Origin of the sequence: Aestuariivirga sp., assembly GCF_041738905.1 — a bacterium.
GTDB lineage: Bacteria > Pseudomonadota > Alphaproteobacteria > Rhizobiales > Aestuariivirgaceae > Aestuariivirga.
Genome location: NZ_JBGSOZ010000117.1, coordinates 1 through 26,269 on the forward strand (window position 1 = coordinate 1; position 26,269 = coordinate 26,269).

Annotated in this window: 26 protein-coding genes and 1 pseudogene; 12 read left to right on the forward strand and 15 right to left on the reverse strand. The window is 61.9% G+C overall.

The features are described 5' to 3' along the window. Both ACEW8Q_RS10660 and ACEW8Q_RS10665 read left to right on the forward strand, forming a co-directional pair. Positions 1-766: pseudogene (locus ACEW8Q_RS10660) on the forward strand (NADH:flavin oxidoreductase); the annotation flags it as partial. Further along, the gene (locus ACEW8Q_RS10665; RefSeq protein WP_373504039.1) at positions 763-2,298 is read left to right on the forward strand and encodes a trimethylamine methyltransferase family protein; all 1,536 of its coding nucleotides are present in this window, start codon (positions 763-765) and stop codon (positions 2,296-2,298) included. The pseudogene ACEW8Q_RS10660 and the gene ACEW8Q_RS10665, both read left to right, overlap by 4 nt. Before the next feature lie 7 nt (positions 2,299-2,305). Here ACEW8Q_RS10665 and ACEW8Q_RS10670 read toward each other — a convergent pair whose 3' ends face one another. Further along, complete coding sequence (locus ACEW8Q_RS10670) at positions 2,306-2,902, reverse strand: DUF1989 domain-containing protein (protein ID WP_373504040.1); 597 nt, start codon at positions 2,900-2,902, stop codon at positions 2,306-2,308. Between the two features lie 44 nt (positions 2,903-2,946). Between ACEW8Q_RS10670 and ACEW8Q_RS10675 the strand changes: the two genes are divergently transcribed. Continuing rightward, positions 2,947-3,282 (forward strand): hypothetical protein, encoded by a 336-nt coding sequence (locus tag ACEW8Q_RS10675; RefSeq protein WP_373504041.1) that lies wholly within the window; start codon positions 2,947-2,949, stop codon positions 3,280-3,282. Between the two features lie 466 nt (positions 3,283-3,748). On the opposite strand, the gene ACEW8Q_RS10680 is transcribed toward ACEW8Q_RS10675, so the two are convergent. Further along, positions 3,749-4,150, reverse strand: a complete 402-nt coding sequence (locus ACEW8Q_RS10680) for a carboxymuconolactone decarboxylase family protein (protein WP_373504042.1) — start codon at positions 4,148-4,150, stop codon at positions 3,749-3,751. 164 nt (positions 4,151-4,314) lie between these two features. Here ACEW8Q_RS10680 and ACEW8Q_RS10685 point away from each other — a divergent pair, with 164 nt between their 5' ends. The 7 genes from ACEW8Q_RS10685 to ACEW8Q_RS10715 all read left to right on the forward strand — a co-directional run bounded on the left by ACEW8Q_RS10685 (position 4,315) and on the right by ACEW8Q_RS10715 (position 9,521). Then, positions 4,315-5,364 carry a spermidine/putrescine ABC transporter substrate-binding protein gene (locus tag ACEW8Q_RS10685; protein ID WP_373504043.1) on the forward strand — a complete coding sequence of 350 codons (1,050 nt, stop codon included), beginning with the start codon at positions 4,315-4,317 and terminating at the stop codon, positions 5,362-5,364. 49 nt (positions 5,365-5,413) lie between these two features. Further along, positions 5,414-6,286, forward strand: a complete 873-nt coding sequence (locus tag ACEW8Q_RS10690) for an ABC transporter permease (protein ID WP_373504044.1) — start codon at positions 5,414-5,416, stop codon at positions 6,284-6,286. After that, complete coding sequence (locus tag ACEW8Q_RS10695; protein WP_373504045.1) at positions 6,273-7,043, forward strand: ABC transporter permease; 771 nt, start codon at positions 6,273-6,275, stop codon at positions 7,041-7,043. The genes ACEW8Q_RS10690 and ACEW8Q_RS10695 overlap by 14 nt, the downstream gene beginning before the upstream one ends. A 36-nt stretch (positions 7,044-7,079) precedes the next feature. Continuing rightward, positions 7,080-8,450 (forward strand): glycosyltransferase, encoded by a 1,371-nt coding sequence (locus tag ACEW8Q_RS10700; RefSeq protein WP_373504046.1) that lies wholly within the window; start codon positions 7,080-7,082, stop codon positions 8,448-8,450. Further along, on the forward strand, positions 8,450-8,815 hold the full coding sequence (locus tag ACEW8Q_RS10705) for a cupin domain-containing protein (protein WP_373504047.1): 366 nt from the start codon (positions 8,450-8,452) through the stop codon (positions 8,813-8,815). The genes ACEW8Q_RS10700 and ACEW8Q_RS10705 overlap by 1 nt, the downstream gene beginning before the upstream one ends. Before the next feature lie 93 nt (positions 8,816-8,908). Next, on the forward strand, positions 8,909-9,184 hold the full coding sequence (locus ACEW8Q_RS10710) for a cupin domain-containing protein (RefSeq protein ID WP_373504079.1): 276 nt from the start codon (positions 8,909-8,911) through the stop codon (positions 9,182-9,184). A gap of 115 nt (positions 9,185-9,299) precedes the next feature. Continuing rightward, complete coding sequence (locus ACEW8Q_RS10715) at positions 9,300-9,521, forward strand: hypothetical protein (RefSeq protein ID WP_373504048.1); 222 nt, start codon at positions 9,300-9,302, stop codon at positions 9,519-9,521. Positions 9,522-9,528: 7 nt separating this feature from the next. Here the strand turns inward: ACEW8Q_RS10715 and ACEW8Q_RS10720 are convergent, their stop codons facing one another. The 6 genes from ACEW8Q_RS10720 to ACEW8Q_RS10745 form a co-directional block, all read right to left on the reverse strand. Next, entirely contained in the window at positions 9,529-10,527 is a 999-nt protein-coding gene (locus tag ACEW8Q_RS10720) for a fatty acid desaturase (RefSeq protein WP_373504080.1), read from the reverse strand. 191 nt (positions 10,528-10,718) lie between these two features. Continuing rightward, complete coding sequence (locus ACEW8Q_RS10725; RefSeq protein WP_373504049.1) at positions 10,719-12,599, reverse strand: adenylate/guanylate cyclase domain-containing protein; 1,881 nt, start codon at positions 12,597-12,599, stop codon at positions 10,719-10,721. A gap of 89 nt (positions 12,600-12,688) precedes the next feature. Continuing rightward, a complete protein-coding gene (locus ACEW8Q_RS10730) occupies positions 12,689-13,441 on the reverse strand; it encodes an amino acid ABC transporter ATP-binding protein (RefSeq protein WP_373504081.1) in 753 nt (250 codons plus the stop codon). Between the two features lie 47 nt (positions 13,442-13,488). Then, positions 13,489-14,409, reverse strand: a complete 921-nt coding sequence (locus ACEW8Q_RS10735) for an amino acid ABC transporter permease (RefSeq protein WP_373504050.1) — start codon at positions 14,407-14,409, stop codon at positions 13,489-13,491. 75 nt (positions 14,410-14,484) lie between these two features. Next, complete coding sequence (locus tag ACEW8Q_RS10740) at positions 14,485-15,342, reverse strand: ABC transporter substrate-binding protein (protein WP_373504051.1); 858 nt, start codon at positions 15,340-15,342, stop codon at positions 14,485-14,487. A 32-nt stretch (positions 15,343-15,374) separates the two neighbouring features. Beyond that, on the reverse strand, positions 15,375-16,376 hold the full coding sequence (locus tag ACEW8Q_RS10745; RefSeq protein WP_373504052.1) for an isopenicillin N synthase family dioxygenase: 1,002 nt from the start codon (positions 16,374-16,376) through the stop codon (positions 15,375-15,377). A 168-nt stretch (positions 16,377-16,544) separates the two neighbouring features. On the opposite strand from ACEW8Q_RS10745, the gene ACEW8Q_RS10750 reads away from it, so the two are divergent. Together ACEW8Q_RS10750 and ACEW8Q_RS10755 are read left to right on the forward strand one after the other, a co-directional pair. Beyond that, on the forward strand, positions 16,545-17,492 hold the full coding sequence (locus ACEW8Q_RS10750; protein ID WP_373504082.1) for a nucleoside hydrolase: 948 nt from the start codon (positions 16,545-16,547) through the stop codon (positions 17,490-17,492). Between the two features lie 61 nt (positions 17,493-17,553). After that, positions 17,554-18,549, forward strand: coding sequence for an LLM class flavin-dependent oxidoreductase (locus ACEW8Q_RS10755; protein WP_373504053.1), 996 nt, complete (start codon positions 17,554-17,556; stop codon positions 18,547-18,549). On the opposite strand, the gene ACEW8Q_RS10760 is transcribed toward ACEW8Q_RS10755, so the two are convergent. The 7 genes from ACEW8Q_RS10760 to ACEW8Q_RS10790 all read right to left on the reverse strand — a co-directional run bounded on the left by ACEW8Q_RS10760 (position 18,550) and on the right by ACEW8Q_RS10790 (position 26,212). Continuing rightward, a complete protein-coding gene (locus ACEW8Q_RS10760) occupies positions 18,550-19,422 on the reverse strand; it encodes a DMT family transporter (protein WP_373504054.1) in 873 nt (290 codons plus the stop codon). Between the two features lie 114 nt (positions 19,423-19,536). Beyond that, a complete protein-coding gene (locus tag ACEW8Q_RS10765; RefSeq protein WP_373504055.1) occupies positions 19,537-21,156 on the reverse strand; it encodes an amidohydrolase in 1,620 nt (539 codons plus the stop codon). Positions 21,157-21,238: 82 nt separating this feature from the next. Further along, on the reverse strand, positions 21,239-22,357 hold the full coding sequence (locus tag ACEW8Q_RS10770; protein WP_373504056.1) for an ABC transporter ATP-binding protein: 1,119 nt from the start codon (positions 22,355-22,357) through the stop codon (positions 21,239-21,241). Between the two features lie 26 nt (positions 22,358-22,383). Next, positions 22,384-23,268 carry a carbohydrate ABC transporter permease gene (locus ACEW8Q_RS10775; RefSeq protein ID WP_373504057.1) on the reverse strand — a complete coding sequence of 295 codons (885 nt, stop codon included), beginning with the start codon at positions 23,266-23,268 and terminating at the stop codon, positions 22,384-22,386. A 23-nt stretch (positions 23,269-23,291) separates the two neighbouring features. Further along, entirely contained in the window at positions 23,292-24,569 is a 1,278-nt protein-coding gene (locus ACEW8Q_RS10780; protein WP_373504058.1) for a sugar ABC transporter substrate-binding protein, read from the reverse strand. Between the two features lie 37 nt (positions 24,570-24,606). Continuing rightward, a complete protein-coding gene (locus tag ACEW8Q_RS10785; RefSeq protein ID WP_373504059.1) occupies positions 24,607-25,419 on the reverse strand; it encodes a carbohydrate ABC transporter permease in 813 nt (270 codons plus the stop codon). Between the two features lie 7 nt (positions 25,420-25,426). Continuing rightward, positions 25,427-26,212 (reverse strand): SDR family NAD(P)-dependent oxidoreductase, encoded by a 786-nt coding sequence (locus ACEW8Q_RS10790; protein WP_373504060.1) that lies wholly within the window; start codon positions 26,210-26,212, stop codon positions 25,427-25,429. Positions 26,213-26,269: the final 57 nt, after the last annotated feature.

The window sequence follows — 26,269 nt, forward strand, 5'->3', positions numbered from 1 at the left end:
CGAGGCCAGCCTGCCAGGGCTGGGAAACTGGATGCGCGTGCGCGACCACCGCCAGCACATGCTCACGAAATATTCCAATGCCGAAGTCTTTCTCGGCAGCGACCTCAGCGCCGGCGACATCGCCGATCTCGGCGTCGCGCATGTCGTGTTGGCGACCGGCAGCCACTGGCGCAACGATGGCGTGGGTGCAATGGGCGAAGTGCCCGTTGAGTGCCCGGGCGCGCTCACCCCCGACGACGTCTTTGCCGGTGCTGCGATTGAAGGCCCGGTCGTGATCTATGACGACGAGCATTATTTCATGGGCGGCGCGCTGGCCGAGAAGCTGAAGCTCGCCGGTCATGAGGTCACGCTCGTCACGCCTGCAGCCACCGTATCGTCCTGGTCGGCGATGACCGACGAACAATATTTCATCCAGAAGCGGCTTCTGGAAATCGGCGTGACGCTGAAACCGTCGCGCTTCATCGCAGGCCGCGAAGCGGATCGCCTGCGCCTCGCTTGCGCTTATACGGGGCGTGAAGAGCAGCTGCCTTGCGGAACCGTGGTGCTCGTGACGGGGCGGCTGCCCGACGACACGCTCTATCATCAGTTATCCGGCCTTGAAGGGGCCCGGTTCTCCACGCTTGTCCGCATTGGCGATTGCCTTGCCCCCGGCCTCATCGCCGATGCCGTCTACAGCGGCCACAGGTTTGCACGCGGCTTCGGGGAGCCGCCGCGCAATGCGCCGCTCCGCCGTGAACGTCCGCCGGTCGGGAGCCTGCACACATGAGCGAAGCCCACGAGTCCCGCCGCACGCGCCGCGCGCCCCGCACTGTTGGTGGCCTTCAGCAACGGCCATGGAACCTGCTGCAGCGGCCCTATGCGCCGATTGAAATCCTGAGCGCTGATCACGTGACAGCAATTCACGAGGCCGCCCTCACGGTGCTCGAGGAAATCGGCATGCGGGTGCTCGAGCCCCGGGCGAGGGCTTTCTATGCCAGCGCCGGAGCCCGCGTTGACGAAGCCGACATGCGCGTGCGTTTCGACCGCGCCATGGTCATGGAGCGCCTTGCAACCGTTCCGCCCGCGTTCGAACTCCGCGCCCGCAATCCGCAGCGCAACCTCAAGGTCGGCGGCCGGTATTGCATCCTGTCGTCGGTGGGCGGTCCCGCCTATGTCATGGACCGCGACCGCGGCCGCCGCGCCGGAACCTATGCCGAGATGTGCGACTACATCCGCCTCATCCAGTCGATCAACACGATCCACCAGGAAGGCGGCGGCCCCTTCGAGCCGCTGGACCTTCCGGCCGACTCCCGTCACCTCGATCTCCACTATGCCGAGATCACGCTGATGGACAAGAACTGGCAGCCGCAAGGCCTTGGCACCGACCGCGCCATCGACGGTCTCGAAATGGCGGCGATCTCGCTTGGCACGAACCGCGAAAATCTCCACGCCGGAATGCCGGTCTTCACCGCCATCATCAACACCAACTCCCCGCTGCAACTCGACGTGCCGATGGCCGAGGGGCTCATCACCTTCGCCGAGCACGGCCAGGTCAATGTCATTACGCCCTTCACGCTGTCGGGCGCCATGTCGCCCGTCACGATTGCCGGCGCTTTGGTGCAGCAGCATGCCGAGGCGATGGCAGGCATCGTGCTCTGCCAGATCGTGCGGCCGCGCGTGCCCGTGATGTATGGCGGCTTCACCTCCAACGTCGACATGAAGTCCGGTGCTCCCGCCTTCGGAACGCCGGAATACACACAGGCCGCGCAGGCGTCGGGGCAATTGGCGCGGTTGATCGGCGTGCCCTTCCGGTCGAGCAACGTCACGGCCGCCAACGACGTCGACGCGCAGGCCGCCTATGAAAGCGCCATGTCGCTCTGGGGCTCGCTCATGGGTGGCGCCAACATGGTGCTCCACGCGGCAGGCTGGCTCGGCGGCGGCCTCACCGCCTCCTTCGAGAAGCTCATCGTCGATGCCGAGATGCTGCAGATGATGTCAGCCTATTTCGAACCCTTCGAGGTCTCGACCGCAACATTGGCCCTTGACGCGATCCGCGACGTGGGGCCTGCTGGCCACTTCTTCGGCACGCCGCACACCATGGAGCGCTACCAGACGGCCTTCTATGCGCCGCTGCTCTCCAACTGGGACAATCACGACACCTGGATCGAACGCGGAAAGGTCGACGCCTCAGCGCGCGCCAATGTGATCTGGAAGAAGATGCTGGCCGAGTATGAGCAGCCGCCGATCGACCCCGCTATCGACGAGGCCTTGCGCGACTACATGAACCGCCGCAAGCGCGAGCACTACAAGACGGCGTGAACCCGCTTCAGAGGATGATGATCTCCGCGTCCTTCGGCATCATGTCGGCGCCATTGGTGGGCGCCATGTCCTGCGGGCAGGCGGAAAACGCGATCACGATATCCATTTCGGCGCGCAACGTGACGTGCGTTCCGGCGGGCGCGATCGGTGGCTCGATGACGAGCGCGCCATCCGGCTTGATCGACGAGTTCTGGAACAGGTTGAGGGGAGACGGCGTTTCTGTTGCCACGAGACCGAGTTCGCCCAGCGCCTCGCGCAGGTTGTCGGTGCAGTTGCGGTGATAAGTGGTGCAGCCCAGCATCTGGTATCGATAGATGTCGCAAGCGGCGAGCATCGTATCGTGTACCCCGCCCGATGTGTCTTCCACAATCGTCAGCACGGGGCGCCGCCGGTTGGTGAGCAGCACGGAGCCTGCCACGGGATTGACCCGGCCCATGTGGACGCGGCTGTGTTCCATCGACATGAACTCGCTGATGTCAGTCTCGGCAAATGCCCAGGTGTCGACGACCTGGCGCCCATGCGTGTTCACGATGCGGATCAGGCTCCCCATCGGAAGCCTGAGCGCCTTTCCCATGCGGGCCTTCAAGACGAGCGATTGCGCCATGAATGAACTCCTTCTCACTTGCAGTGTTGCAGCATGGAGGCAGATTGGCCAGACTGAAACACGAGTCGGAGGATTGCACGATGGACAAGGCATTGACTGACTTCGGGAAGGACACTCCGCCTGCCGGTTTGGCGCGGCCACTGGCAGCCTTGTGGTGGCTGAAGAAGGGAGGCCTCATCATGGGGCCTCATTGGGAGAAGGCGCACGAGCTTTGCCAGATGCAGGAGGGCGACCGCGCCCATGATTCGGTTCACGCGCTGGTGCACTGGATCGAGGGTGATGAGTCGAATGCCGGTTACTGGTATCGCCGTTGCGGTCGCCGGAAGGCGGCGAACATAGCTGCGGAATGGCAGGCGTTGGCGGAAGACCTCTCGGGCTGATCTCCACCAGCACGGCATCGAGCCCGAATTGCTCGCTATGCACCGGAATCGTGCAGTCGCACTCGTTGTCAATCGTACAAGGCTTGCTGGCCGCGACGTTGAGCACCTCGGTGCCCAAGGCTGTGACAAGGCCAGGCCCGAAGCGCTCTGGCTTACGGAAGAGGATCCCAACGAGCCTGGGCCGGGCGAAACCCTGGCGCATGGTCGATGGCAGTCGAGTTGAACAGGTCCGGCGGAGACTTTCGGCAGCTTGATCTCGCTCTCGATGGGCGTGAGTTCCCCGATATGCTAGCCTTCCGGCAACCCCCTCGGCACGAAGATGTCGGGCGCACCGGCAACACCAGCACGATGCGTTCCTGACTCCAGGCTCCCTGCGCGACCACCCCGGCCATGATCCTCAACCCGGACTCGAAGTCTGGACGGTGCTGTCCCGAGGCGTCATCACCCGATAACTCAAGGCTGGCACTCAGCCGAGATTGAAAACGGGATCGACTGGCACCTGAAGTCCGTTCAGCAGCTGGTTGGTACGCCCTGCCGTAGCGACAACGCGAAGCAGGTCCGCGTGCATGGCGTCCGTCATGCCCTTGGCCCGCGCGGCGGCCGTGTGCGAGTGGACGCAATAGCTGCAGGAGTTGGTGATCGAGACGGCGATGTAGATCAGTTCCTTGGTGAGCGGATCGAGAGCCGAAGGCTCGGCCATCACCTTCTTCACGCCATACCAGGTCTCTTCCAGCAACGCCGGATCGAAGGCGAGATAAAGCCAGAAATTGTTGATGAAATCCGATTTCCGCGTGGCGCGGATATCGTCGAACACGGCGTTCACGCGCGGATCGGATTCAGCGTCGGGGCGAAGGGCGACGGTGGACATGGTGGAGATCTCCATTGAGGGTGATGATGGAGACTCTAGGCCGCCGTTTCGCAGGTGCCAATGGTCCCGGGGTCATCCCGTTCCGCGACAGCATCGAGCCTCTCGACCGCCGATCTGATTTCTCCTAGTCTGTTCCCAACAACAAAACGCAGGGAGAACGCATAATGAAGTTCACAAGTCTTATCGCCGCAGCCTTCGGGGCGGCGCTCATGGTCTCGGGATCGACGGCCGCACTTGCCGAAAAACTGGTCATCTCGAACTGGGATGGCTACATGCCGAAGGACATGGCCGAGAAGTTCAAGGCCGCGACGGGCATCGATCTCGAAATTTCGGTTCATGCCACCAACGAAGAAATCATGGGCAAGGTGACCGCATCGGGCGGCGAGGGCTATGACGTGCTCTTCGTGTCGTCGCCCTTTGCCGAAGCACTGAACAATCTGGGCCTCGTGGCGCCGGTCGATCATGCCAAGGTGCCCAACCTCGCGAATCTCTACCCCGAAGCGGCCCAGCTGAAGCACGATCCGGGCAATGCGTTCTCGGTGCCTTACACCTGGGGCACCACGGGACTGTGCTACCGCTCCGACATCGTGAAGACGGAACCCGCAAGCTGGAACGACCTGCTGAAGCCAGCCGATGACCTGAAGGGCAAGATCACCATGCTCTCGACCGACCGCTGGCTGATGGCGGCGGGCTTCCTTGCCAACGGCATGTCGGTCAATACAACCGAGCAAGCCGACCTCGACAAGGTGCGCGACCAGCTGATCGAGACAAAGCGCGCGCTGCTGGCTTATGACGACACCACCTTCTACTCGAAGCTCGTGTCGGGCGAGGCCTCTCTGGTCCATGCGTGGGACGGCTGGTGCAACTACGGCATCGCCGAAAAGCCCGAGATCAAGTACGTGATCCCCAAGGAAGGCTCCGATCTCTGGGTCGACTCGATCGTCATCACCAAGGCCTCGAAGAATCCCGAGGCCGCCCACAAGTTCATCGACTTCGTGCTCAATGCCGAGAACGGCAAGTGGGTGGTCGAGAACATCATGTACAAGACCCCCAACAAGGCCGGCATGGAAGCGATCGACAAGGCCATGCTGACGCAATATCCGAACATGGCCATTTCGCCGGCCGACCTCCTGAAGTTCGAGCAGCTGCGTGATCTCGGCAATGGCATGAAGGCCTTCTCGAAGACCGTGTCGGAGATTATGGCCGCCAAGTAACGGGCAGGCTCCCTCTCCCGGCATCAGTCCGGGGGAGGGATGCGTCCGCATGTCGAAGCGCCTCTCATCAATTCTGCTGATGGCGCCGGGCCTCCTGTGGCTGACGGCGCTGATGGTCGTTCCTTGCCTGCTGATCTTCGTGCTGATCTTCTTCGAGCGCGGCATCTATGGCGGCATCGACTGGAGCGCCGTCACCTTCGGCAACATTACGCGCGCCTTCGATCCGCTCTATCTCACGATCTTCCTCGACAGCGCCATCATCGCGGGCGTGTCAACGCTCATCGCCTTGCTGATCGGCTATCCAGCGGCCTACGCGATTGCGAAGGCCCCCGCTGGACGCCAGACAGCACTTCTTTTCCTCGCCATGCTGCCGTTTTGGACCAATTACCTGATCCGCACCTATGCCTGGATCGTGCTGCTGAACCCGGCGGGCCTCATCAACAATCTGCTGATTGCCTCCGGCCTCACAGCCGAGCCGCTGCCCTTGCTCTACAACGTGCCCGCCGTGATCCTCGGACTCGTCTACAGCTACACGCCCTTCGTCATCCTCGCGATCTATTCCTCCCTGCAACGCCTCGATCTGTCTTATGCCGAGGCCTCGCGCGATCTCGGTGCCGGAGCACTCGCCACATTCTTCCGCATCACGCTGCCGTTGACAGCATCTGGCGTCGCGGCGGGTGCGGTCTTCGTCTTCGTGCTTTCCATCGGCAATTTCGTGACGCCTGACCTTCTGGGCGGCGGCAAGTTCCAGATGCTGGGGAATCTCATCTACGACCAGTTCCTCTCGGCGCGCGACTGGCCCTTCGGCGCCACGCTCTCCGCACTTCTCATCGCGGTGATGATGATCCTGCTCTTCCTCCAGGCGATGGCCACCGCTCATGCGCGTGGTGAGAATGCGCGAGGCGAACATGCGCGCGCTTAACATCCACCTGGGCGCCGTCTATGCCTTTCTCTATCTGCCAATCGCGGTGCTGATGGTGCTCTCGCTCAACAAGTCGGGACTCCCCACCGCCTGGGGCGGGTTCTCGCTCGAATGGTATGGCAAGCTCGCCGCCAACCCGAAGATCACAGGCGCCGCGTGGAACTCGATCATCGTCGCCGTGTGGTCGACGCTCATCGCCACGGCACTCGGCACCACGCTGGCGCTGGGCGTCGAGCGTGCGAGGCCATCGGCCGCCCGCGAGGCGCTCCTCTTCGCGCCGATGATCATCCCGGACATCGTGCTGGCGATCGCGCTTCTCTCGTTCTTCACGCTGGTCAAGTTCACGCTGGGCCTCCACTCCATCATCATGGCGCATGTCGTGTTCAACATCGCCTTCGTCTGCGCGGTGGTGCGCGCCCGGCTCAAGTCCTATGACTGGTCGCTGAATGAGGCCTCGCGCGACCTCGGCGCTTCCGCGCTGGTGACGTTCTGGCGCATCACCTTCCCCCTGATCGCCCCCGCCGTGATCGCCGCGGCCCTGCTGGCTTTTACGCTCTCGATTGATGAATTCATCATCGCCTATTTCACGGCTGGCGCCGGCCAGTCGTCCACCACGCTGCCGATGCAGATCTACGCGATGATCCGCTTTGGCGTGACGCCGGAGATCAACGCCATGGCCTCGATCGTCATGGCCGTCAGCTTCGTCATGGTCTTCGCGGCCCAGCGCTTGAATCGCGGGCGTATTCCGGGCGCGTGAGCGCTCTGCTATTCAGGACAAATCAGGGAGGCACAGATGGCAAAGGCAATAAAGAAGGTGGCAGTAAAGAAGGCGGCAGTGAAGAAGAAACCCGCTGCCCGCAAGAAACAGAAGAAGGTGATCGCACTCTTCCCCGAGGCCGCCTTCGGGCCCGCGCTGAATTCAGTCGGCATCGGGCAGGCGCTGGAAAAGCTCGGCCACAAGGTCGTGTTCCTGTCCGACCCCGGTTTCCTCGACGTCTACAAGGGCTATGGCTTCGAGGCGCATCCGGTGAACCTCTCGGAGCCCATGCCGCCCGAGGAGATGGCGAAGTTCTGGGTGGACTTCATCAACGGCCACATCCCCAATTTCCGCAAGACACCCTACGAGCAGATCGACAATTACGTGAAGGACTGCTGGGGCATGATCGTCGAGACCGCGAAATGGGCCGAGAAAGACCTGCCCGGCGTGCTCGACATGGTGAAGCCCGATGTGGTCTGCGTCGACAACGTCATCCTGTTTCCGGCGATCAAGCGTTACGCCAAGAAAAGCAGGAAGCCTTGGGTGCGTATCATCTCGTGCTCGGAGAACGAGATCGAGGACCCCGATATTCCACCCCATCTCTCAGGAGCGGGGGCCAAGGACAAGAAGGCCCATGCGGCCTACCGCCAGCACTTCAACGCGGTCATCAAGCCCATCCACGAGAACTTCAACGCCTTCCTGAAATCCGTGGGCGAGCGGAAGTACCCGCTGGGCCAGTTCTTCGAGGCGAGCCCGCACATGAACATCCTGCTCTACCCGAGTGCCGTGAAGTTCAAACGCAGGCACAAGCTGCCCGCCCGCCAGTTCCAGTATCTCGAGGGCTGCGTCCGCAAGGACAAGCCCTATGACGTGCCGCGCTTCAAGGCGAACAACGACAAGCCGCTGCTTTACGTCAGTTTCGGCTCGCTGGGTTCTGGTGACACCGAATTGCTGAAGCGCCTGATCGTCACCATCGGCAAGATGCCGGTGCGCGCGCTGGTCAATGTCGGCGACTACAAGGACCAGTACTCCGATATCCCGCCCAATGTCATCATCGACAGCTGGTTTCCCCAACCGTCTGTCATCCCGCAGGTCGATGCGGTCATCCACCATGGCGGCAACAACTCCTTCACCGAGTGCCTGTATTTCGGCAAGCCCGCGATCATCATGCCCTATGTGTGGGATGGCCATGACAATGCCACCCGCGTTCAGGAAACCGGCCACGGCTTCAAGATGGACCGTTACGACTGGACCGACGCGGAACTTGAGGAGAAGGTGATGACCATGCTCACCGACAAGAAGATGAAGACAAAGCTGAAGAAGACCTCGAAATCGATGCGCGCCAAGCACGGGCCCACCAAGGCCGCCAAGGTGATCGACGCACTCACGCGCCGGAAGCTCGGCTGATGCCCACGAAGCTTGATTCCTCTGCGCCGCACCTTGAAGGCCCAGCAGCCTTTGCCGGGCCGCTGAAGGATTGGGGCCACCAGCCCAACCCCATCGCGGGACACTCCAAGAGCGATGGCGTGCTGCTGCACAAGGGCCCCGATGGCCAACCCGAAGTGGGCCTGTGGCAATGCACGCCGGGCACCTGGCCGCTGGAAATCCCGCGCGACGAACTCTGTCATTTCGTCTCGGGCCGCGCCACCTATACCCATGAATCGGGCGAGGTCATCGAGATCGTGCCCGGCACCGTGGTGCTGTTCCCGGCCGACTGGAAGGGCACCTGCACCGTTCACGACACCATGCGCAACGTCTACATGCTGAGCTGACCCATGACCCTGAAACTTGAATCATCCGCCCCCCATCTCGTGAGCCCCGAGACCTACGCCGGTCCCTTCAAGGATTGGGGTGTCATCCCCACCATGATCGAGGGCGCCTCCCACACCAGCGGCATCGTGCTGTTCAAGGGCCCCAATGGCGAAAGCGAAACCGGCATCTGGATCTGCACGCCGGGCTTCTGGAACTGCCACGTCACGCGCGACGAGTTCTGCCACTTCCTGCTGGGGCGCTGCACCTACACGCATGAATCGGGCGAGGTGATCGAGATCGTGCCGGGCACGGTTGCCTTCTTCCCGCAGGACTGGAAGGGCACCTGCCGCGTCCACGAGACGATCCGCAAGGTCTACATGATCCGCTAGGGACCATCCCATCCGGCGCTGAAAGAAAGCCTTGGACAAAGGGGCCAAAGGCGTGGAGAAGCCTTTCGAACCCGGCTGTCCGGCCCTGCCGGACGCCTTGAAAGGAACATGACCGATGGCAAAGAAAAAACAGAAGGTGGCCGAAGGCTTCGTGTTCTTCGACGTGGTATATGAAGACGGCACGCGGAGTTCGCGCCGCAAGGTGGCGGCCGCCGAGATCGAGGAGCACGGCGAGGCCCATGCCAAGACGGCCATCATGGATCAGGATCGCAAGATCGCCGAAATGTCCGGCAACAGCCGCGGACCGGTCAAGACCATCACCCGGTCCGACGGCTGATCCACTTTCAGCCGAACGGGACGAGGCGCTTGCGGTCTTCGTCCCACAAGGTGAGGCGGACACATTTCAGGCTTTCCCAGAGCGTGATGCGGCCAATGCCCTTCAGTTCGGGATGATCGCTCAGAACCTGCGGCAGCCTGTAGAACGGGATGCGGCTGCTGAGGTGGTGGAGATGATGGATGCCGATATTGCCCGTCATCCACATCAGCGGCCTGGGCAGGTCGTAGTACGAGCTGCCATGTAGCGCCGACTCTCCATGGGTCCAGGCCGGCTCGTGTTCCCAGGTCGTGGTCTCGAACTGGTGCTGCACATAGAATAGCCACACGCCGATCGAAGCGCCGATGAGAACCACGGGAACGTGAATGAGAAGGAAGCTGCCCAGGCCCACCAGATAGATCATCAGCGCCGACAGGGTGATGATCGCGAGATTGGTGAGCATGGTGCTCGTCCACGGCATGGCGCCCGACCCCTTCACTCCGAACGGCACGCGATTTCGCACAATGAAGAGATAGGCCGGCCCCACGCCGAACAAGACCAGCGGGTGCCGGTAGATCCTGTAGGCCAGACGGCCCAGAAGCCCTCGGGCCTGATACTCCCTGACGGTCAGCGTATCGATGTCGCCAACTCCTCGGCGGTCGAGATTGCCGGAGCCCGCATGATGCAGGGCGTGCGACTGGCGCCAGAAGTCGTAGGGTGTCAGCGTGATTACGCCGAGGATGCGGCCGACCCAGTCATTGACACGCCGCGACGAGAACATCGCCCCGTGGCCGCAATCGTGCTGGATCATGAACAGGCGCACCATGAAGCCCGCCGTTGGAACCGCCAGCAGCAGCACCAGCCACAGGCTGTACTGGGCAAGGAAGGCCATCATGACCCACAGGGCCACGAAAGGAATGGCGGTGACTGCCACTTCGATGATGGCGCGGCGGTTGCTGGGATGGCGGTACGCTGCGAGCCGGGACACCCAGGAGGCGGGCTGCACCGGTGAGGAAACGGAGTTTGTCAGAGGTCATCTTTCTGGCCGCGGATGATCGCGAAGCCTTGGTGGAGATGTCGCTAGCATTCCATTGCGGAGAAGTCGCGGCAAATTCCGGCTGGCAGGCCAAATCGCCGATGTTGTCCGAACGTTTGATCCACACAGGTTAACGCGAAGACAAACTTGCGTGAAGGGAGGGCCGTTGCAAACGCCGCCAGAATTCAGATGGCGGGTGCCGCCACTGACCTGACCTGCTCCCATCGCAGATCGTCATGCAGCGGATCAAGATCCGAATCGTGGAGGATCCAGTCCCGCATCTCGGCATTGCTGAGAGGAAGCAGCCTCGCAAGCAGGTCGAAGGCCTGATCGATCTGCCCGCTGACGCTGTAGAAGCAGGCGATATTGTAGAGCGTGAGATAATCGTCGGGCGCGATGGCAAGCGCACGCCTTGCCCAGTCTTGGGCCCGCCCGGATTCACCCAGCTTGGCGGCCGCCGTCGCGATGAAGTAGGCAGGGCGCGGATTGTCGAGGTTTCTTGCAAACGCCCGTTCCGCCCGCTCGATGCCGCTCACTGCCGCGCGCCTGGCGTCGTCGGGCTTTCCGAGCGAGGTATAAACCTGATTGAGCAGGATGAGCGCCTGATAGTCGTCGGGCTTGATCTCGGCGGCGCGTTCCCAAAGCTGCGCCGTCCTTTCCAGCTTGCCTTGAGCGTAGCAAGACCGGCCATGGAAGAAGTGAACTTCGAACTGGTTGGGGTCCTGCGCCGTGGCGCGTTCGAACTCGCGTTCCGCCTCCTGATACCGGCGCGCCACCGATAGCGCCAGACCACGAGACGCCAGCGCCTCGACGAGGTCCTCCTGGAGTGCCAACGCCTTCTCGCTGTTTTTCAGCACGTCCGCCGCGACGTCCTCGCTGTAGTCCATGTAGAGGAAGGCGTCACAATCCGCGAGACCCGCATAGGCGCGCGCATAGTTCGGATCGAGTTCGATGGCCTTGGCAAACATGCGCTTGGCGAGCAGGTAGTGATTGCGCGTGCCGCGATGGAAATTCTCGCGGCCCCGGAGGTAATAGGTATAGGCTTCCACGTTGCGCGTCGGCGCCAGTTCGATCGCCTTGCGCTCGCGCGGCAGCAGCTTGACCTTGAGTTGATCGACGATGGTTTTGGTGATGTCGTCCTGAAGGTCGAAGATGTCGGTCATGTCACGGTCATAGCGATCGGCCCACACATGTCCGCCGCTGGCGCCCTCGATGAGTTGCGCCGTGATGCGGACCTTCGAACCGGCCTTGCGGACGCTGCCGTGCAGCAGATAGGCTACGCCGAGATCGTTTGCGATCTGCTCCATGTTGACGGGCTTGCCCTTGTAGCGGAACACCGTGTTGCGGCTGAGCACGAAGAGGTCCGACACTTTCGAGAGATCGGTGATGATGTCTTCGGTAATGCCGTCGGAGAAATACTCCTGTTCCGGCTCTCCGCTCATGTTGGCAAAGGGCAGCACGGCGACGGAAGGCTTGCCGGAACGAAACCTCGGCTGAGGCCCCGCCTGCTGCGGCGGCATGTCTGCGGAAGGGCCATCCTGCAGATTGATGAGATAGACATGCACGGGCTGCGAGATGTTCTTGACCGTCTTCTCGCCCTGGTCGAGAAACGCTACGTCAAGCTTCTGGCCGATCTGGTTGCGGATTCCGGCCGAACACGCGATGCCGCCTGGTTGCGCCAGCCCCACAAGGCGCGACGCCATGTTGACGTCGTCCCCGAAATAGTCCTCGCCCTGCACGATCACATCGCCGAGGTTGATCCCGATCCGCAGCTTGATGTGCCGGTCTTCCGGCACCCCGGAATTGCGGCCCGCCAGTCCGCGCTGGATGGCGATGGCGCATTGTGCGGCGTTGAAGGCGCTGCCGAACTCCACGAGAAAACCCTCGCCCATGTTCTTGAACAGATGGCCTTCATGCTGGGCCACCAACGGCTCGAAGAACTTGCGCTGGTGCTGCCGCAAGGCTTTGAGCGTGCCTTCCTCGTTGGCCTCGATCAGGCGGCTGAAACCAACGACATCCGCCGCCATGATCGCAGCAAGCCGCCGTTTCACCCGCGCTTCGCGCATTTCCGATCTCCAACCCGAATGGGAGGACTAACTACGTGATTCCGGACCTGGATTGCAACGTGTTCGCGTTGGTGGCTGTTCCAAATTGTTCACAGCACGCGGGAGAGGAAGTCCCTCGTGCGGGGTGACGCCGGGTTGGCGATCACTTCGCGCGGATGCCCCGACTCGACCACGAGTCCCTGGTCCATGAAGATCAGCTGGTCGCCCACCTCGCGGGCAAATCCGATTTCGTGCGTCACCACCACCATCGTCATGCCGCTGGTGGCCAGAGCCCGCATGACGACGAGCACTTCGCCCACGAGCTCCGGATCGAGTGCTGATGTCGGCTCGTCGAACAGCAGCACCTTGGGCTTCATCGCCAATGCGCGGGCAATCGCCACGCGCTGCTGCTGCCCGCCTGAAAGCTGCCTCGGGTAGGCATTGGCCTTCTCGGCCAGCCCCACCCGCTCCAGCAGCGCCAGTGCCATGTCCCGCGCTTCCGCTCGTGCCATGCCCTTCACCATGATTGGCGCCTCGATGAGGTTTTCCAGTGCCGTCATGTGCGAGAACAGGTTGAAGGATTGGAACACCATGCCGATATCCGCCCGGCGCTGGCACAGAAGGCTGTTCTTCACGGCATAGAGCTTGCCGTTCCGGTAGTCGTAGCCGATGAACTCGCCATCGACGAGCAGCACGCCGCCATTCACCTCCTCGAGATGGTTGATGCAGCGCAGGAACGTGCTCTTGCCAGACCCCGACGGGCCAATGATGCAGGCGACCGAGCCAGCAGGCACGTTGAGGTCGATCCCCTTGAGCACTTCGTTGGACCCGAAGGACTTCCTCACGCCGCGCGCGAAGACCATCGAGTTCTCCGGCACGCCGAACAGGCGCTGGTTCTCCGCTTTCGACGTCATGTGGGTTGCGGTGTACGGCGGAAGGTGAAGGCACGCCGGAAGATGCCATTCAACGGGCTTTCCTGCCGCGCGTCGCTGCGGCCGTAGTAACGCTCGATGAAATATTGGGCAACCGACATGATCGACACGACGGCGAGATACCAGAAGGCCACCACGAGCAGCAGCGGAATGGTCTCGAATGTCCGCGCATAGATGCTCTGCGCGGCATAGAGCAGGTCGTCGACCGCGATGAAGGTCACGAGCGAGGTCATCTTGAGGAGGCTGATGGTTTCGTTCCCGGTGGGAGGCACGATGAAGCGCATCGCTTGCGGCATGGTGATCCGCCTGAGGATCATGCGATGGTTCATGCCCAGGCTGCCAGCCGCTTCGGTCTGGCCGCTCGGCACGGACTTTATTCCGGCGCGGATGATTTCCGCCATGTATCCGGCCTCGTGCAGCGACAGGGCGACAACGGCTGAAAAGAACGGCGTCATGAAGTCGTTGGTCTTCACCGAAAACACCGTGCCCACGAACGGCAGGGTCAGCGAGATATCGCGCACGACAATCGACAGGTTGAACCAGAAGATGAGCTGGATCAACGCCGGCGTGCCGCGGAAGAACCAGATGTAGACACCCGCAAAGGCATTGAGAATGCGGCTGGGCGACAGCCGCATGATGGCGATGATGGTGCCGATCACGATCGACAGCGCCATGATGGTGACGGTCAGGATCAGCGTGTTGACGAGCCCGCGCAGGATCGAGGGATTGAAGAGATAGCCCCCGGCGATGGACCAGCCGAAGGCCGGGTTCGTCGCCAGAGCCTTGCCCACCAGCAACAGCAGCAGGATCGCTAGGGCCGTTCCGATCCACAACCCGTATTGCCGCCGTGGAACGACGACCAGCCGCTCGATCGGCACCGTGGCATTGTCTGTTGTCACGCCATATCCTGTCAGCGCTTGCAAGAATCATGAGCCCGGCCACGCTCTTGTCGCATGGCCGGGCGCTCCTGCCTGTTACTTTCTGATCTTGTCGGCGCTGTCGACGATATAGGCCTCTTCGATCATGGCCGAGTTCATGCCATACTTTGCCATGATGGTCTTGTAGGTGCCGTTCTCGATCATGGCCTGCAGCGCGGCGCGCAGCATCTCGGCCGTGGCCGTGTCGCCCTTGGGCACTGCAACGCCGAGCGGCGCAACATCATAAAGCCCCGGCACCACGACGAGCTTGCCGCCGCTGGTCACTTCGAAATAGCCCGAGGCGGTCGCGTCATCGAGCTTTGCGTCGAGCCGGTCGGACAGAAGTGCCTGGATGATGTCCTTGCCTTCCGGGAAGTTCTGCTTCGTCAGCTCGGTCAGGCCCTTGGCCTTGCATTCCTCGTTCAGCCGGTCCGCGATCTGGTCCGATACGGCACCCGCGATCACGCCGACGCGCTTGCCGCACAGGTTGTTCTCCCCCTGGAACCCGGGGGCCTTGTCAGGCGTGGTCGAGGCGACGATGCCGGACTTGATGAACATCACGAAGTCCACCTGCTTCAGGCGCTCCTCGGTTGCAGAGAATGTCTCCCACGCGATCTTGAAGCGGCCCGCTGCAAGGCCGGGGATCATCGAGGGGAACGGCATGCGCGTCACTTCAAGCTCTGCACCCATCATCTTGGCTGCTTCCTCGGCGAGTTCGATGTTGATGCCGACCTGCTTGCCGTTCTCATCGACAAATTCGAAGGGCGCGTATTCCATCGTGTTGGCGATGGTGAGCTTGCCGGTCTCGGCGACCTCGGGCGATTTCTTGATTTCAGCGGCCTGGGCTGTTCCCGCAAAGGTCAGTGCCACCGCAGCTATTGCCGCGCCCCTCAAAAGCGATCCAAAGAATGTCATGCCGTTCCTCCTCATGTTTTGCTTTCTGCCGTTCAGGCCGCCGTGGCAGACTTGCCGCGGGCCTGGTAGTTCTTGTCGATCCGTTCCATCAGGTAGTCGCCATAGAGCACCGGCTCGTACTTGGCGGGTCTTTGCGCCGAAACGCAAGACGGCAATGCCTCGATCAAAGAATCCATGGAAGGATCGAAAAAGAAGGGCTGCGAATAGCGCTCCTTGCACGACCGGTTGATCACGCGATGCGGTGTCGAGACGAAGACATCGTTCGACCAGCGCGCAAGAATGTCGCCGACATTCATCACGAACGTATCCGGAATGGGCGGTGCCGGAATCCATTCCTCCGCCTTGTTTTTCACTTCGAGCCCGCCCACGTCGTCCTGCGCCAGAAGCGTGATGAAGCCATAGTCGGTATGCGGCGCCGATCCAAAGAGTCCGTCTTCCTCGCGCTGCGTTGGATAATGGAGCAGGCGGAGGAACGTCGTCGGCTTTTCGAAGTGCGGCGCGATCGACCCCTTCGGCATGCCGAGCGCGATGGTGATCGCCTCCATCATCTGACGCCCGAGGGCATTCATCTGGTCGACATAGGTCTCGATCACTGGCCTGAACCCGGGCCGCAGGTCTTCAGCGGGCCACTGGTTGGGCCCTTGCAATGGCTTGCTTGCAAGAGCGTCAGGATCATCCGCCGCCACCTCATGCATCAACATGAGCGATTCGCTCTGGTTGGGCTTCGTCACCTTTGCCACCGAGGACGTGACGATGGTGGACGTATTGATCGGGATGTATCCGCGGAAATTGCGGTCCATCTTCAGCTTGAGTTTTTCCTCGAGCGGCAACGCATGAAAACGCCGGCTCTCGGCGCGCACCGCTTCCACGCTGTCACGCGGCACGTCGTGACCCTTGATATAGAGGAATCCGATGTTTTCGAGATAGTCGCGCAGTTCGTTCGCAATCACCTTTACGCCCGCGTCGCCTTCGCGAAAGGCCGAGACGTCGAGGATGGGAATGGCGTCGAAGTCCCCCTTGGATGATGATGGCATGTGCGATCCTCCTGCGTGACGAGCGCGAATGTTGCTCAGAAAATGGGCATGTTGACAAGGGCATGGCCACGCCGCTTTCTCCGCATGGCACGGTTTGACCGATGCGTCGCTGTCTGTATGTTCGCCTGCAACAGAGGCCTAGAACGAGGCCCCGTTTTCAGGTGGGAGATAGCATTGGCGCGAAAGATCATCATCGATACCGACCCCGGCCAGGATGACGCCTTTGCCTTGCTCTTTGCACTCGGTTCTCCCGCTGAACTCGACGTCGTGGCATTGACCACGGTTGGCGGAAACGTGCCGCTCCCACTCACCTCGCGCAACGCGCTTCAACTCGTCGAGCTGGCGGGACGGCCCGATGTGCCGGTCTTCGCGGGCTGCCCCGGTCCGATGGTGAAGAAGCTGAAGACCGCCGAATATGTACATGGCCCCACCGGCATCGACGGGCTGGAAGCGCCTGATCCCGTGACTCCATTGCAAGGCCAGCACGCCGTGAATTTTCTTGTCGACAAGATCATGTCGGAGCCGGAAGGCGAGATCACCGTTTGCTCGCTGGGGCCGATGACCAACCTGGGAATGGCCATGGCGCTCGAGCCGCGCATCATCCCGCGCATCCGCGAGGTGGTACTGATGGGCGGCGGCTTCTTCCAGGGCGGCAATGCAACGCCTGCCGCTGAGTTCAATATCTATGTCGATCCCCATGCCGCCCATGTGGTCTTCGAGAGCGGTGTGCCGCTGGCCATGGCATCGATCGATTCCACGTATACCGCCCTGATGACTCCCGAGTGGATCGACACCTTGCGGGCCGTGGGCACCAGAACCGCGGTGCAGGCCGCCAACATGGCGGATTTCTTCCGCCGCTACGGCTCGCACAAGTTTGCAACCGAGGCACGGCCCATACACGATGCCTGCGTGACGGGCTTCCTGCTCGCACCCCACCTGTTCCAGCAGAAGCAATGCAACGTCACCATCGAACTCATGTCGCCTGAAACCATCGGCATGACGCTGGTCGACTGGTGGCATGTCACGGGACGGCGGAAGAATTGCAACGTGCTCGGCCGCATCGATGCGGACAGGTTTTTCCAGCTCATGCTGGAACGTCTCTCCACCTTGCCGTGAAGCAGTCGGCCCACCATCTGTTGACCAGTCAATTCACTGAATCTGTCGCGAAGGGTGTCTCATGGTTGAGCTTTCGGTTCTCGATCTCGTTCCGGTTTCCGAGGGAAGCACGCCGCGTGATGCCCTTCACAATGCCCGCGAGCTTGCCCGCCACGTGGAGCGGTTGGGCTACAGGCGCTATTGGGTAGCCGAGCATCACAACATGGCCGGCATCGCCAGTGCCGCCACTTCGGTCGTCATCGGCTACATCGCGGGGCATACCAGCACCATTCGTGTCGGCGCCGGCGGCATCATGCTTCCCAATCACGCGCCCCTCGTCATAGCGGAACAGTTCGGCACGCTCGAATCGCTCTATCCCGGCCGCATCGATCTGGGCCTGGGGCGCGCGCCGGGAACCGACCGACAGACCATGCTGGCGCTGCGGCGTGATCATTCAGCCGCCGATACCTTCCCGCAGGATGTGCTTGAACTGCAAGGCCTGCTTGGGCCCCTGCAGCCGGGACAGACGATCCAGGCTGTTCCCGGGACCGGCACCAATGTGCCGTTGTGGATTCTCGGCTCAAGCCTTTTTGGCGCGCAGCTCGCCGCCATGTTGGGCCTCCCCTATGCCTTCGCCTCGCATTTCGCGCCCGACGCACTGTTCCAGGCCATCGACATCTATCGTGCGAAGTTCGAGCCGTCCGAACGCAACCCGACGTCCCATGCCATGGCGGGCGTCAACGTCATCATCGCCGATACTGATGCGGAAGCCGCACGGCTGTTCACGTCCATCCAGATGCGATTTGCCGACATGTTCCGCAATGCGAGGGGCTATCTCAAGCCACCGATTGACGACATCGAAACCTACTGGACCCCGGCTGAAAAGGCCCAGGCCTCGCGCATGCTGGCGTGCTCCTTTGTCGGCTCGCCATCGAAGGTCAGGGCGGGATTGCAGAACTTCGTGGAAAGCACCGGCGTCGATGAGCTGATGGTGGCCTCCGCCATCCATGACCACGGGGCGCGGCTGCGCTCCTACGAGTTGCTGGCCGGCCTCGAGTTGAAGCGCCGCGCCGCCTGATCAGTCCGTGGCGGCGGACTTGCCCACGGCATTCCGGCCAAACACATAGGCTCCAGCACCAAGGATCAGCGCGATTCCGGCCATCGTCCAGATGTCGGGAACATCGTGGAAGACGACGACGCCGAAGGCGGCTGCCGAAAGGATCTGGAAATAGGTGAAGGGCGTCAGCACGTTTGCAGGCGCCAGCGCAAAGGCTCTCGTGAGGCAGTATTGGCCCAGCCCGAAGGTCGCGCCCAGGCAGAGCAGCATGACCCAGTCGAAGGCGGACGGTGTCCGCCAGTCCATGAGCGCCGGAATGAGCGACACGATGCTGCCGCAGAGCAACGTCCACGCCAGTGTCGTGCGGGCCTTCTCCCCCGCCGCGCCGAGCTTCCGCGAGAAGATCTGGAGCAGTGCATAGAACATCGCAGCGAGGGCTGGAAACAGCGTGTAGATGGAGAGCGCATCGAAGCCTGGCCGGGCAACGAGCAGCACCGCCAGAAAGCCGACCGCCACGCCGATCCAGCTCGATGCGGCGACCCGCTCGCCCAGCATCCAGCCAGACAGCGCAACGACGAAGAACGGCCCGGCGAAGAGGATGACGGTTGCCTCCGCAAGCGGCAAGTAGCGCACCGCGAAGACCATCAGTCCGCCCACGCATGCGGGTGTCAGGCCGCGGATGATCTGCAGGCCCGGCATATTGGTCTGGAACAGGCCCTTCCAGTTCTTCGGACCCTGTACCAGCATCAGAACGATGAAGGCCGGGAGATAGCGCGCCAGCATGATCTGACCGAAGGACTGCGTCTCGATCAGGATCTTGCTGAAGCCATCGACCGCCCCGAAGAAGCCCACCGCGGCGATGATCAGCAGGATGCCACGTGCCTTCTCTGTCATTCCGGACCCTGTTGCCATGGTTGCATGGTTTCGGCCTGTTCACGAGGCCGCACAATGGTTGCCGCCGCTGGGCGCCATGATCGCAGCGCAGGGGAAGCCCGCCCCCCGATTGTCTCAAGCTTGATGCACGACCTTGCCATCGAGAATGGTGAGATCGACGCGCGTGTCTTCAAGTATCTCTTCGGGCGTGGCTTTGAACAGGTTGCGCGAGAAGACCGCAATGTCCGCCAGTTGCCCCGGCACCAGCCGCCCTTTCCGCGCCTCCCGCTTCTGCGAGAAGGCGCCGTGTTCGGTATAGGCCTGCAACGCCTGAGGCAGCGTGATACGCTGGCGCTCATCCATCACGGTGCCCTTCCAGGTCTTGCGCGTCAGCATCGAATAGATGTTCGGAAGCGGATTGGGGTCGCAGACCGGCGCGTCGCTTCCCGTCGACGGCTTGAGGCCGAGGTCCATCCAGGTCTTCATGGGATAGCTCGGATGTCCACGCTCTTCGCCCAGCACCGAAAGATAGGCATCTCCGAAGTCATATACGAAGACCTGCTGCGGACAAGGGTAGATCCCGGCCTTCACCATGCGCTGGTGCTGGGCATCGGTCGAGAAGCCGCAATGCTCGATGCGGTGACGGCGGTCAGGGTCTGGCATGGCTTCAAGGGCGCGTTCGTATGAGGTGATCAATTGTTCGATCGCCGCGTCTCCGATGGCATGGCAGGCGAGCTGATAGCCTTTGCCGTGATAGTCCAGCACGAGGTCCGTCAACTCGTTGTCATTGAGCATCCGCACGCCCGTGGTCTGGTCATCGCCCAGATAGGGTTTCGACATCCAGGCGGTGCGCCCGCCGGCTGAACCGTCGAGGAATATCTTCACGGCACCGATCATCAGCATGTCGTCGCCCGTGCCCGAGATAAGCCCCGCCGCGTGGCACTGCGGCACGATCGAGCGTCCGGGGTCGCCCAGCAGCGTCAGCCAGGCGCGGACCGGCAGCCGTCCCTCGCGCTTGGCGCGGTGATAGGCGGCGATTTCGGTGAAGCCCGCCGTCATCCCCACCGCAGCGTCCATGCAGGAGGTGATGCCATATGACAGCAGGACCTTGCCGCCTCTTTCGATCGCCGCCACGAGGTCGTCCTCGCTCGCGGCCGGATGCGCGGCATAGACCCGTTCCATCGCGTTCTCTGCAAGAAGGCCGGTGAGCTTGCCGTTCTGCTTTTCGATCAGGCTTCCGGGCGGCGTGGCCGTGGCTTCATCGATGCCCGCCAGCGCCAGCGCTTTCGAATTGCAGATGGCGACATGCCCGCAGGTGCGAACCAGCATCACGGGATGATCGGGAATCGCCGCATCGAGTTCCTCGCGGAACGGATGGCGCTTCACGTCGAGCTTGGTCTGGTCATAGCCACGCGCCAGAACCCACTGGCCGGGTGCAAGCGTGTTCGCCCGCTGCCGGAGCGCATCCATCAATCCGCTGACCGTCGGTGCCGCTGCCGGCCGTGCATCCACCCATGACGAGAGCAAGCCCACGGACGAGAGATGAAGATGGCTGTCGTTGAGACCGGGCGTTGCGAGCCGGCCTTCGAGATCGATCACCGTCGTGGAGGGTCCGATCAGCTCACTGATATCGTCCGATGAACCGGTTGCCAGAATGCGTCCTTGCCAGACCGCGACGGCTTCCGCATGGGGATCGTCATGACCGCACCAGACAGTGCCATTCCGGAGGACAAGGTCGGCATTGATGCGTGGCATGGTCATTCACTCCGGGATATTGCGGTAAGCAAGAGCGCCCATCCTACAAGCGGAGCGCAGTCTCCGGAAGTGGCCCCTGCGGTTACGCCACGCGCGGCAAGGCGCGCGTCGTCGTGATGTCGAAGATCTGGATCTGGCTCAGGTCGAAATGCAGCATCACCTTTTCGCCGGGTGAGGCGCGGAAGTCCCGCGGCATGCGCACCTGGATTTCAGCAGCATTCTCTCCTCCGGTGCTGGCCACGAGGATGACCTCTGGCCCCAGCACCTCGGTCGTGATCACCTCGACGCCGACCGGTGCGGTATGCCTTGCGGACTCGGCCGTCAGATAGAAATCCTCGGGCCGCAAGCCAAGCGTCACAGGCTTTCCGGCGTGGCTGATGAAACCTTTGGCCATTGCTGCGGGAATGGTGAAGGCGATGCTGCCGGAGTGGACTTTGACACTTTCGTCGCCAACAGCTTCCAGCCGCCCGCCCAGCAGGTTCATCGGCGGGCTGGCGAGAAAGCCGGCAACGAAGGTGTTCACCGGATTGCGGTAGACATCCATCGGGTGGCCCACCTGCACGATCTCGCCATCCTTCATGATGCAGATCCGCTCCCCCATCGTCATGGCCTCGACCTGGTCATGCGTTACATGAACGATCGTCGTGCCGAGATTGCGGTGAAGCTTGATGAGTTCGGTTCGCATGGCCGCGCGGAGCGTGGCATCGAGATTGGACAGCGGCTCGTCGAGAAGGAAGGCCTGCGGTTCGCGCACCAATGCGCGCCCGAGCGCTACGCGCTGGCGCTGCCCGCCCGAAAGCTGCGAGGGCTTGCGGTCGAAGAGCGGCTGGATGCCGAGCATTTCAGCGGTACGCTTGACGCGCTTGGCAATCTCGCTCGCCTCCACTCCGCGCAGCTTGAGGCCGAAGGAGAGATTGTCGACAACCGTCATGTGCGGATAGAGCGCGTAGTTCTGGAACACGATGGCAATATCGCGCTGCGCCGGGTCGACGTCGTTGACGCGATTGGGGCCGATCATCAGATCGCCCGAGGTGATGGACTCAAGGCCTGCGATCATCCGCAGCGTCGTCGACTTGCCGCAGCCTGAAGGCCCGAGCAGGATCATGAACTCGCCATCCTTGATGTCGAGCGATACGGCACGCACGGCAGAGACACCATTCGGGTAGGTCTTGTTGATATCTTTGAGCGTGATCGATGCCATGGTGGCCTTCTGGTAATCGTGAGGCGTCAGGTGAGGTTCCGCATGTAGCGGTAGAGGTAGGATGTCAGGAGCAGGACCAGCGCCAGAAGAATGGCGGCCATCGCCGATGCTTCACCGACATGCAGGCTGACGAAAGCCTTTCGATAGATGAAGTAGCTGGCAAGGTCAGTCGCTGTGCCCGGCCCGCCGCGCGTCATGATGTAGACGAGGTCATAGGTCTTCACCGCGAAGATCAGACGGATCAAGAGCGTCACGATGATGACGGGCCACATCAACGGCAGCGTGATGTGGCGGAAGGCCTTGAAGGTGCCCGCGCCATCGACGCGCGCCGCCTCATAGGGCTCCTTCGGAAGAGCGGAGAGCCCCGCCAGCAGAAGCACGATCATGAATGACACCTGGTGCCAGATGTCGACCATCACGATGGTCCACATCGCGACCTTTGTGCTCCCCAGCCAGTTCACCGGCGCGATGGAGGCGACACTCAGAAGGTAATTCACGATCCCCAGCGATGGGTGCAGGAACATGCGCCAGATCAACCCGACGATGACCGGGTTCATCAGGAGCGGGCAGAGCAGGATGCCGTAGTAGATCGGCTTGAAGCGCTCGACACTGTTCAGCATCAATGCCACGCCGAAGCCGATGACGAATTCGATCAGCACCACGACGAACACGAAGAAGGCGGTGATCCACAGGCTGTGACGGAATTCCGCGTCCTGAAGTGCTGAGACGTAGTTCTGGGCGCCCGTGAAAGTATCGAAGTTGGGCGCGATCAGCGTGTAGTCGTGGACGCTGGTGAATAGCGCCCAGAAAACCGGAAACAGGATGACGGCAAGCAGGAGGGCCAGGGTAGGCGCCGACATGAACCAGCCGAACTTTCTGTCGGCAGACTCGATCGTTTGATGCTGGTTCATGTCGGTCGTTTCGGCAATCAGCTTTACTTGATCTTGCCGTCCTTCGTTGCAAGTTCGGTCATTTCGGTCTCGACTGTGGCCAGCGCATCGGCGGGAGATTTCTCTCCGGCCACCGCAAGGCTCAGTTCGCGGCCCAGCACTTCGACGAGCTGGGGCGTATAGGTGAAGACCGGGAAGTTATGGCTGGTCAGCAGCATCTGCTTCAGGGCCTGCGAGTAGGGGTACTTGGCATTCACTTCCGGATCGTCGAACACGTCGGTGCGGGTCGGCGAGCCGCCCTGCAGGGCGCGCTTCTTCGCGATCTCATGCGATTCGACCCACTTGAGGAAGGTCCAGGCCGCATCGGGGTTCGGGCTGGATTTCGGGATGGCCCAGCCCCATGCACCGTTGAGACTGCCGCCCTGTTCCGGCGTCGGGCCGGGAACCGCCATGATCTCGACATTGCCGACGACGGACGACTTCGAGGGATCGTCGATTCCGGCGCGGAAGAAGTTGTAGGTGATGTAGCTGTAGGCCTTGCCCTGCGCCATCACGTTGAAGGCTTCATCGAAGGAGAAGCTTGCAGCGCCCAGTGGGCCATATTTCGCGATGTTGGTCGCATATTGCTCGACCGCCTTCACGCCCGCCTCGGTGTTCAGCGTCGCCTTCCAGTTGGCGTCATGATACTCACCGCCATTGGCGAAGAGATAGTTCGACCATTCCATGGCGATCGGGTCGGGGCGAAGGCCCTGGTTCACCACGCCATGCATGCCGTCCTTGGTGAAGAACACGACCTGCTTCAGATACTCGTCCCATGTCTTGGGAACGCCCAGGTCCATGCCGTACTTGGCCTTGAAGTCGGCCTGGTTCTTGGCGTCGGCCAGCAGGTCCTTCCGGTACAGCAGGCCCATCGCGTAGTTGTAGAAGGGCAGCATGTAGGTGACGCCATCGACCTTGCCGACGAGGTCCATCATCTTCGGCACATAGACCGAGGTGTCGAACTTGTCCGTGGCGATGCGCTCGTCCAGCGGCAGCAGCCAGCCGGCCTTGGTGAATTCGCCGACCCAGTAGAAGTCGACGACGAGGGCAGAATAGCTGCCCTTTCCAGCCACCAGCTGGGGCACCAGCTTGGTGTGCATCTCGGCATAGTTGACGACCTCGAGATTGACCTCGATTCCAGTCTCCTTGGTGAACTCCGGCACCAGGGTCTTGACGTACTCGGTATCGGGAACCCCCTCCATCAGGATGGTGACGGTCTCGGCAGAAGCTGGCGCCGATAGTCCGGCAGCAAGCGCAACACCAAACAGAAGCCTTCTCAGCATTTTCGTCTCCCTCGTTAGCCCGGTGTGTAAATGCTGTTCACTTGAGGGCTCCAAGTGACAGTCCCTTGATGAGATGTTTGCGCAGGAACGGCAGCAGCGCGAAGACGGGAAGCAGTGACACGACGGTTGCGGCCGCAAGCGGCGCGATTTCAACGCCGGCATGGGTTTCAAGGCTGGCGAGACCGACGGGCAAGGTCTGCGAGCTGGGGCCAGACAGCACCAGCGCGAACAGGAATTCGTTCCAGCTCAGGATGAAGCCCAGGAGGCCCGCGGCAAGAATACCGGGCGCGGCGACCGGAACCGCGATCAGCCGGAACGCCTGCCACCGCGTGGCGCCATCGACGCGTGCAGCCTCTTCCAGCCGGGTGACGTCGCCCTCGAAGAACGAGACGAGGAGCCATGTGAGAAACGGCAGCGCGATGGTGATGTGCGCAACGACAAGCGCCGCGTGGCTCTGCAGCATCCCGGCGAACAGGAAGACGCCGAAGAGCGGCAGCACGATGATGATGGGCGGCAGCATCTGGCTCGCCAGAACGCCGAGTCGGAGCAGGGAGCCGCCGGTGTTGAAGCGCGCAAAGGCATAGGCCATGGCGGTGGCGAGAGGCAGCGAGATGGCGGTCGCCAGCAGCGCGATCAGCAGGCTGTTCAAGAACCAGCTGACGAAGGCATAGCGCTCGAAGATTTCATAGTAGTTCATCAGGCCCAGCGTGCCGACCTCGGGCGGAATCTTGTAGGCCGTCAGGCGGTCGGTCAGGCTCACGCGCAGCAGCCAGATCAGCGGCATCAGGATGGCCAGTGAAAACACTGTCAGGATGATGTGCGGGATTACGGCCTTGGCGAATCTTTTCATGGCGGCGTCAATCCATCCTGACGCCACCCGTGACATTGACCCCCTGGCCAGTCATGAAGCGGGCACTGTCGGAGCACAGGAACACAACCACGTCCGCCACGTCTTCCGGCGTCTCGATGCGGCCAAGCGGTGTCTGCGCCACATACTCGTTGAAGACCTGCTCGGGCGTGATGCCGCGAAGCTGTGCCTCCCATTCGATCTCGCGCGACTGCATGCCGGTCTTGACGAAGCCGGGGCAGACGGCATTGACGCGGATTCCCTTGGGGGCCAACTCGCGGGCCAGCCCTTGCGTCCAGCCCAGCACGGCGAACTTGCTGGCCGAATAATGTGCGAGCAACGGCGCTCCCACCTTTCCCGCCAGCGATGCCGTGTTGACGATGACGCCAGAACCTTGTGACAGGAAACAGCGTGCTGCGATCTGGTTGGCGAGGAAGATGCCGCGGGCATTGACCGCGAAGTTGAAGTCCCATTCCTCGTCAGTGAGGTCGACCGCGTGCTGCATGGTCGAAACACCTGCGTTGGCGATCAGGATGTCGTAGCTTCCGAACTGGCTTTGAACTTTTGAAAAGGCCGTTTCCACGCTGGCGCGCTTGGTGACGTCGATCTCCACGGCAATGGAGCCTTTGATGTCCGCAGCAGCCCTCTGTGCCGCTTCGAGGTTGATGTCACAGATCGCCACCCGAACATCCTGCCGAGCCAGCGCCACGGCAATCGCCCGGCCGATGCCCGTGGCGGCGCCGGTCACGATTGCTCGTTTTCCGGCAAGTTCAGGGAAGGTTGGCGAACTCGGCAAAGGCGGCACCTCGCAAGATTGCCATGAGTATAAGTCCACAAAATCGCACAACACAAG

Bases quoted from the DNA above. Each gene is read 5' to 3' on its own strand.
- ACEW8Q_RS10665 (WP_373504039.1), top strand. From the start codon at position 763: ATGAGCGAAGCCCACGAGTCCCGCCGCACGCGCCGCGCGCCCCGCACT.
- ACEW8Q_RS10670 (WP_373504040.1), bottom strand. From the start codon at position 2,902: ATGGCGCAATCGCTCGTCTTGAAGGCCCGCATGGGAAAGGCGCTCAGG.
- ACEW8Q_RS10680 (WP_373504042.1), bottom strand. From the start codon at position 4,150: ATGTCCACCGTCGCCCTTCGCCCCGACGCTGAATCCGATCCGCGCGTG.
- ACEW8Q_RS10685 (WP_373504043.1), top strand. From the start codon at position 4,315: ATGAAGTTCACAAGTCTTATCGCCGCAGCCTTCGGGGCGGCGCTCATG.
- ACEW8Q_RS10690 (WP_373504044.1), top strand. From the start codon at position 5,414: ATGTCGAAGCGCCTCTCATCAATTCTGCTGATGGCGCCGGGCCTCCTG.
- ACEW8Q_RS10695 (WP_373504045.1), top strand. From the start codon at position 6,273: ATGCGCGCGCTTAACATCCACCTGGGCGCCGTCTATGCCTTTCTCTAT.
- ACEW8Q_RS10700 (WP_373504046.1), top strand. From the start codon at position 7,080: ATGGCAAAGGCAATAAAGAAGGTGGCAGTAAAGAAGGCGGCAGTGAAG.
- ACEW8Q_RS10705 (WP_373504047.1), top strand. From the start codon at position 8,450: ATGCCCACGAAGCTTGATTCCTCTGCGCCGCACCTTGAAGGCCCAGCA.
- ACEW8Q_RS10710 (WP_373504079.1), top strand. From the start codon at position 8,909: ATGATCGAGGGCGCCTCCCACACCAGCGGCATCGTGCTGTTCAAGGGC.
- ACEW8Q_RS10715 (WP_373504048.1), top strand. From the start codon at position 9,300: ATGGCAAAGAAAAAACAGAAGGTGGCCGAAGGCTTCGTGTTCTTCGAC.
- ACEW8Q_RS10725 (WP_373504049.1), bottom strand. From the start codon at position 12,599: ATGCGCGAAGCGCGGGTGAAACGGCGGCTTGCTGCGATCATGGCGGCG.
- ACEW8Q_RS10730 (WP_373504081.1), bottom strand. From the start codon at position 13,441: ATGGTCTTCGCGCGCGGCGTGAGGAAGTCCTTCGGGTCCAACGAAGTG.
- ACEW8Q_RS10740 (WP_373504051.1), bottom strand. From the start codon at position 15,342: ATGACATTCTTTGGATCGCTTTTGAGGGGCGCGGCAATAGCTGCGGTG.
- ACEW8Q_RS10745 (WP_373504052.1), bottom strand. From the start codon at position 16,376: ATGCCATCATCATCCAAGGGGGACTTCGACGCCATTCCCATCCTCGAC.
- ACEW8Q_RS10755 (WP_373504053.1), top strand. From the start codon at position 17,554: ATGGTTGAGCTTTCGGTTCTCGATCTCGTTCCGGTTTCCGAGGGAAGC.
- ACEW8Q_RS10760 (WP_373504054.1), bottom strand. From the start codon at position 19,422: ATGACAGAGAAGGCACGTGGCATCCTGCTGATCATCGCCGCGGTGGGC.
- ACEW8Q_RS10765 (WP_373504055.1), bottom strand. From the start codon at position 21,156: ATGCCACGCATCAATGCCGACCTTGTCCTCCGGAATGGCACTGTCTGG.
- ACEW8Q_RS10770 (WP_373504056.1), bottom strand. From the start codon at position 22,357: ATGGCATCGATCACGCTCAAAGATATCAACAAGACCTACCCGAATGGT.
- ACEW8Q_RS10775 (WP_373504057.1), bottom strand. From the start codon at position 23,268: ATGAACCAGCATCAAACGATCGAGTCTGCCGACAGAAAGTTCGGCTGG.
- ACEW8Q_RS10780 (WP_373504058.1), bottom strand. From the start codon at position 24,569: ATGCTGAGAAGGCTTCTGTTTGGTGTTGCGCTTGCTGCCGGACTATCG.
- ACEW8Q_RS10785 (WP_373504059.1), bottom strand. From the start codon at position 25,419: ATGAAAAGATTCGCCAAGGCCGTAATCCCGCACATCATCCTGACAGTG.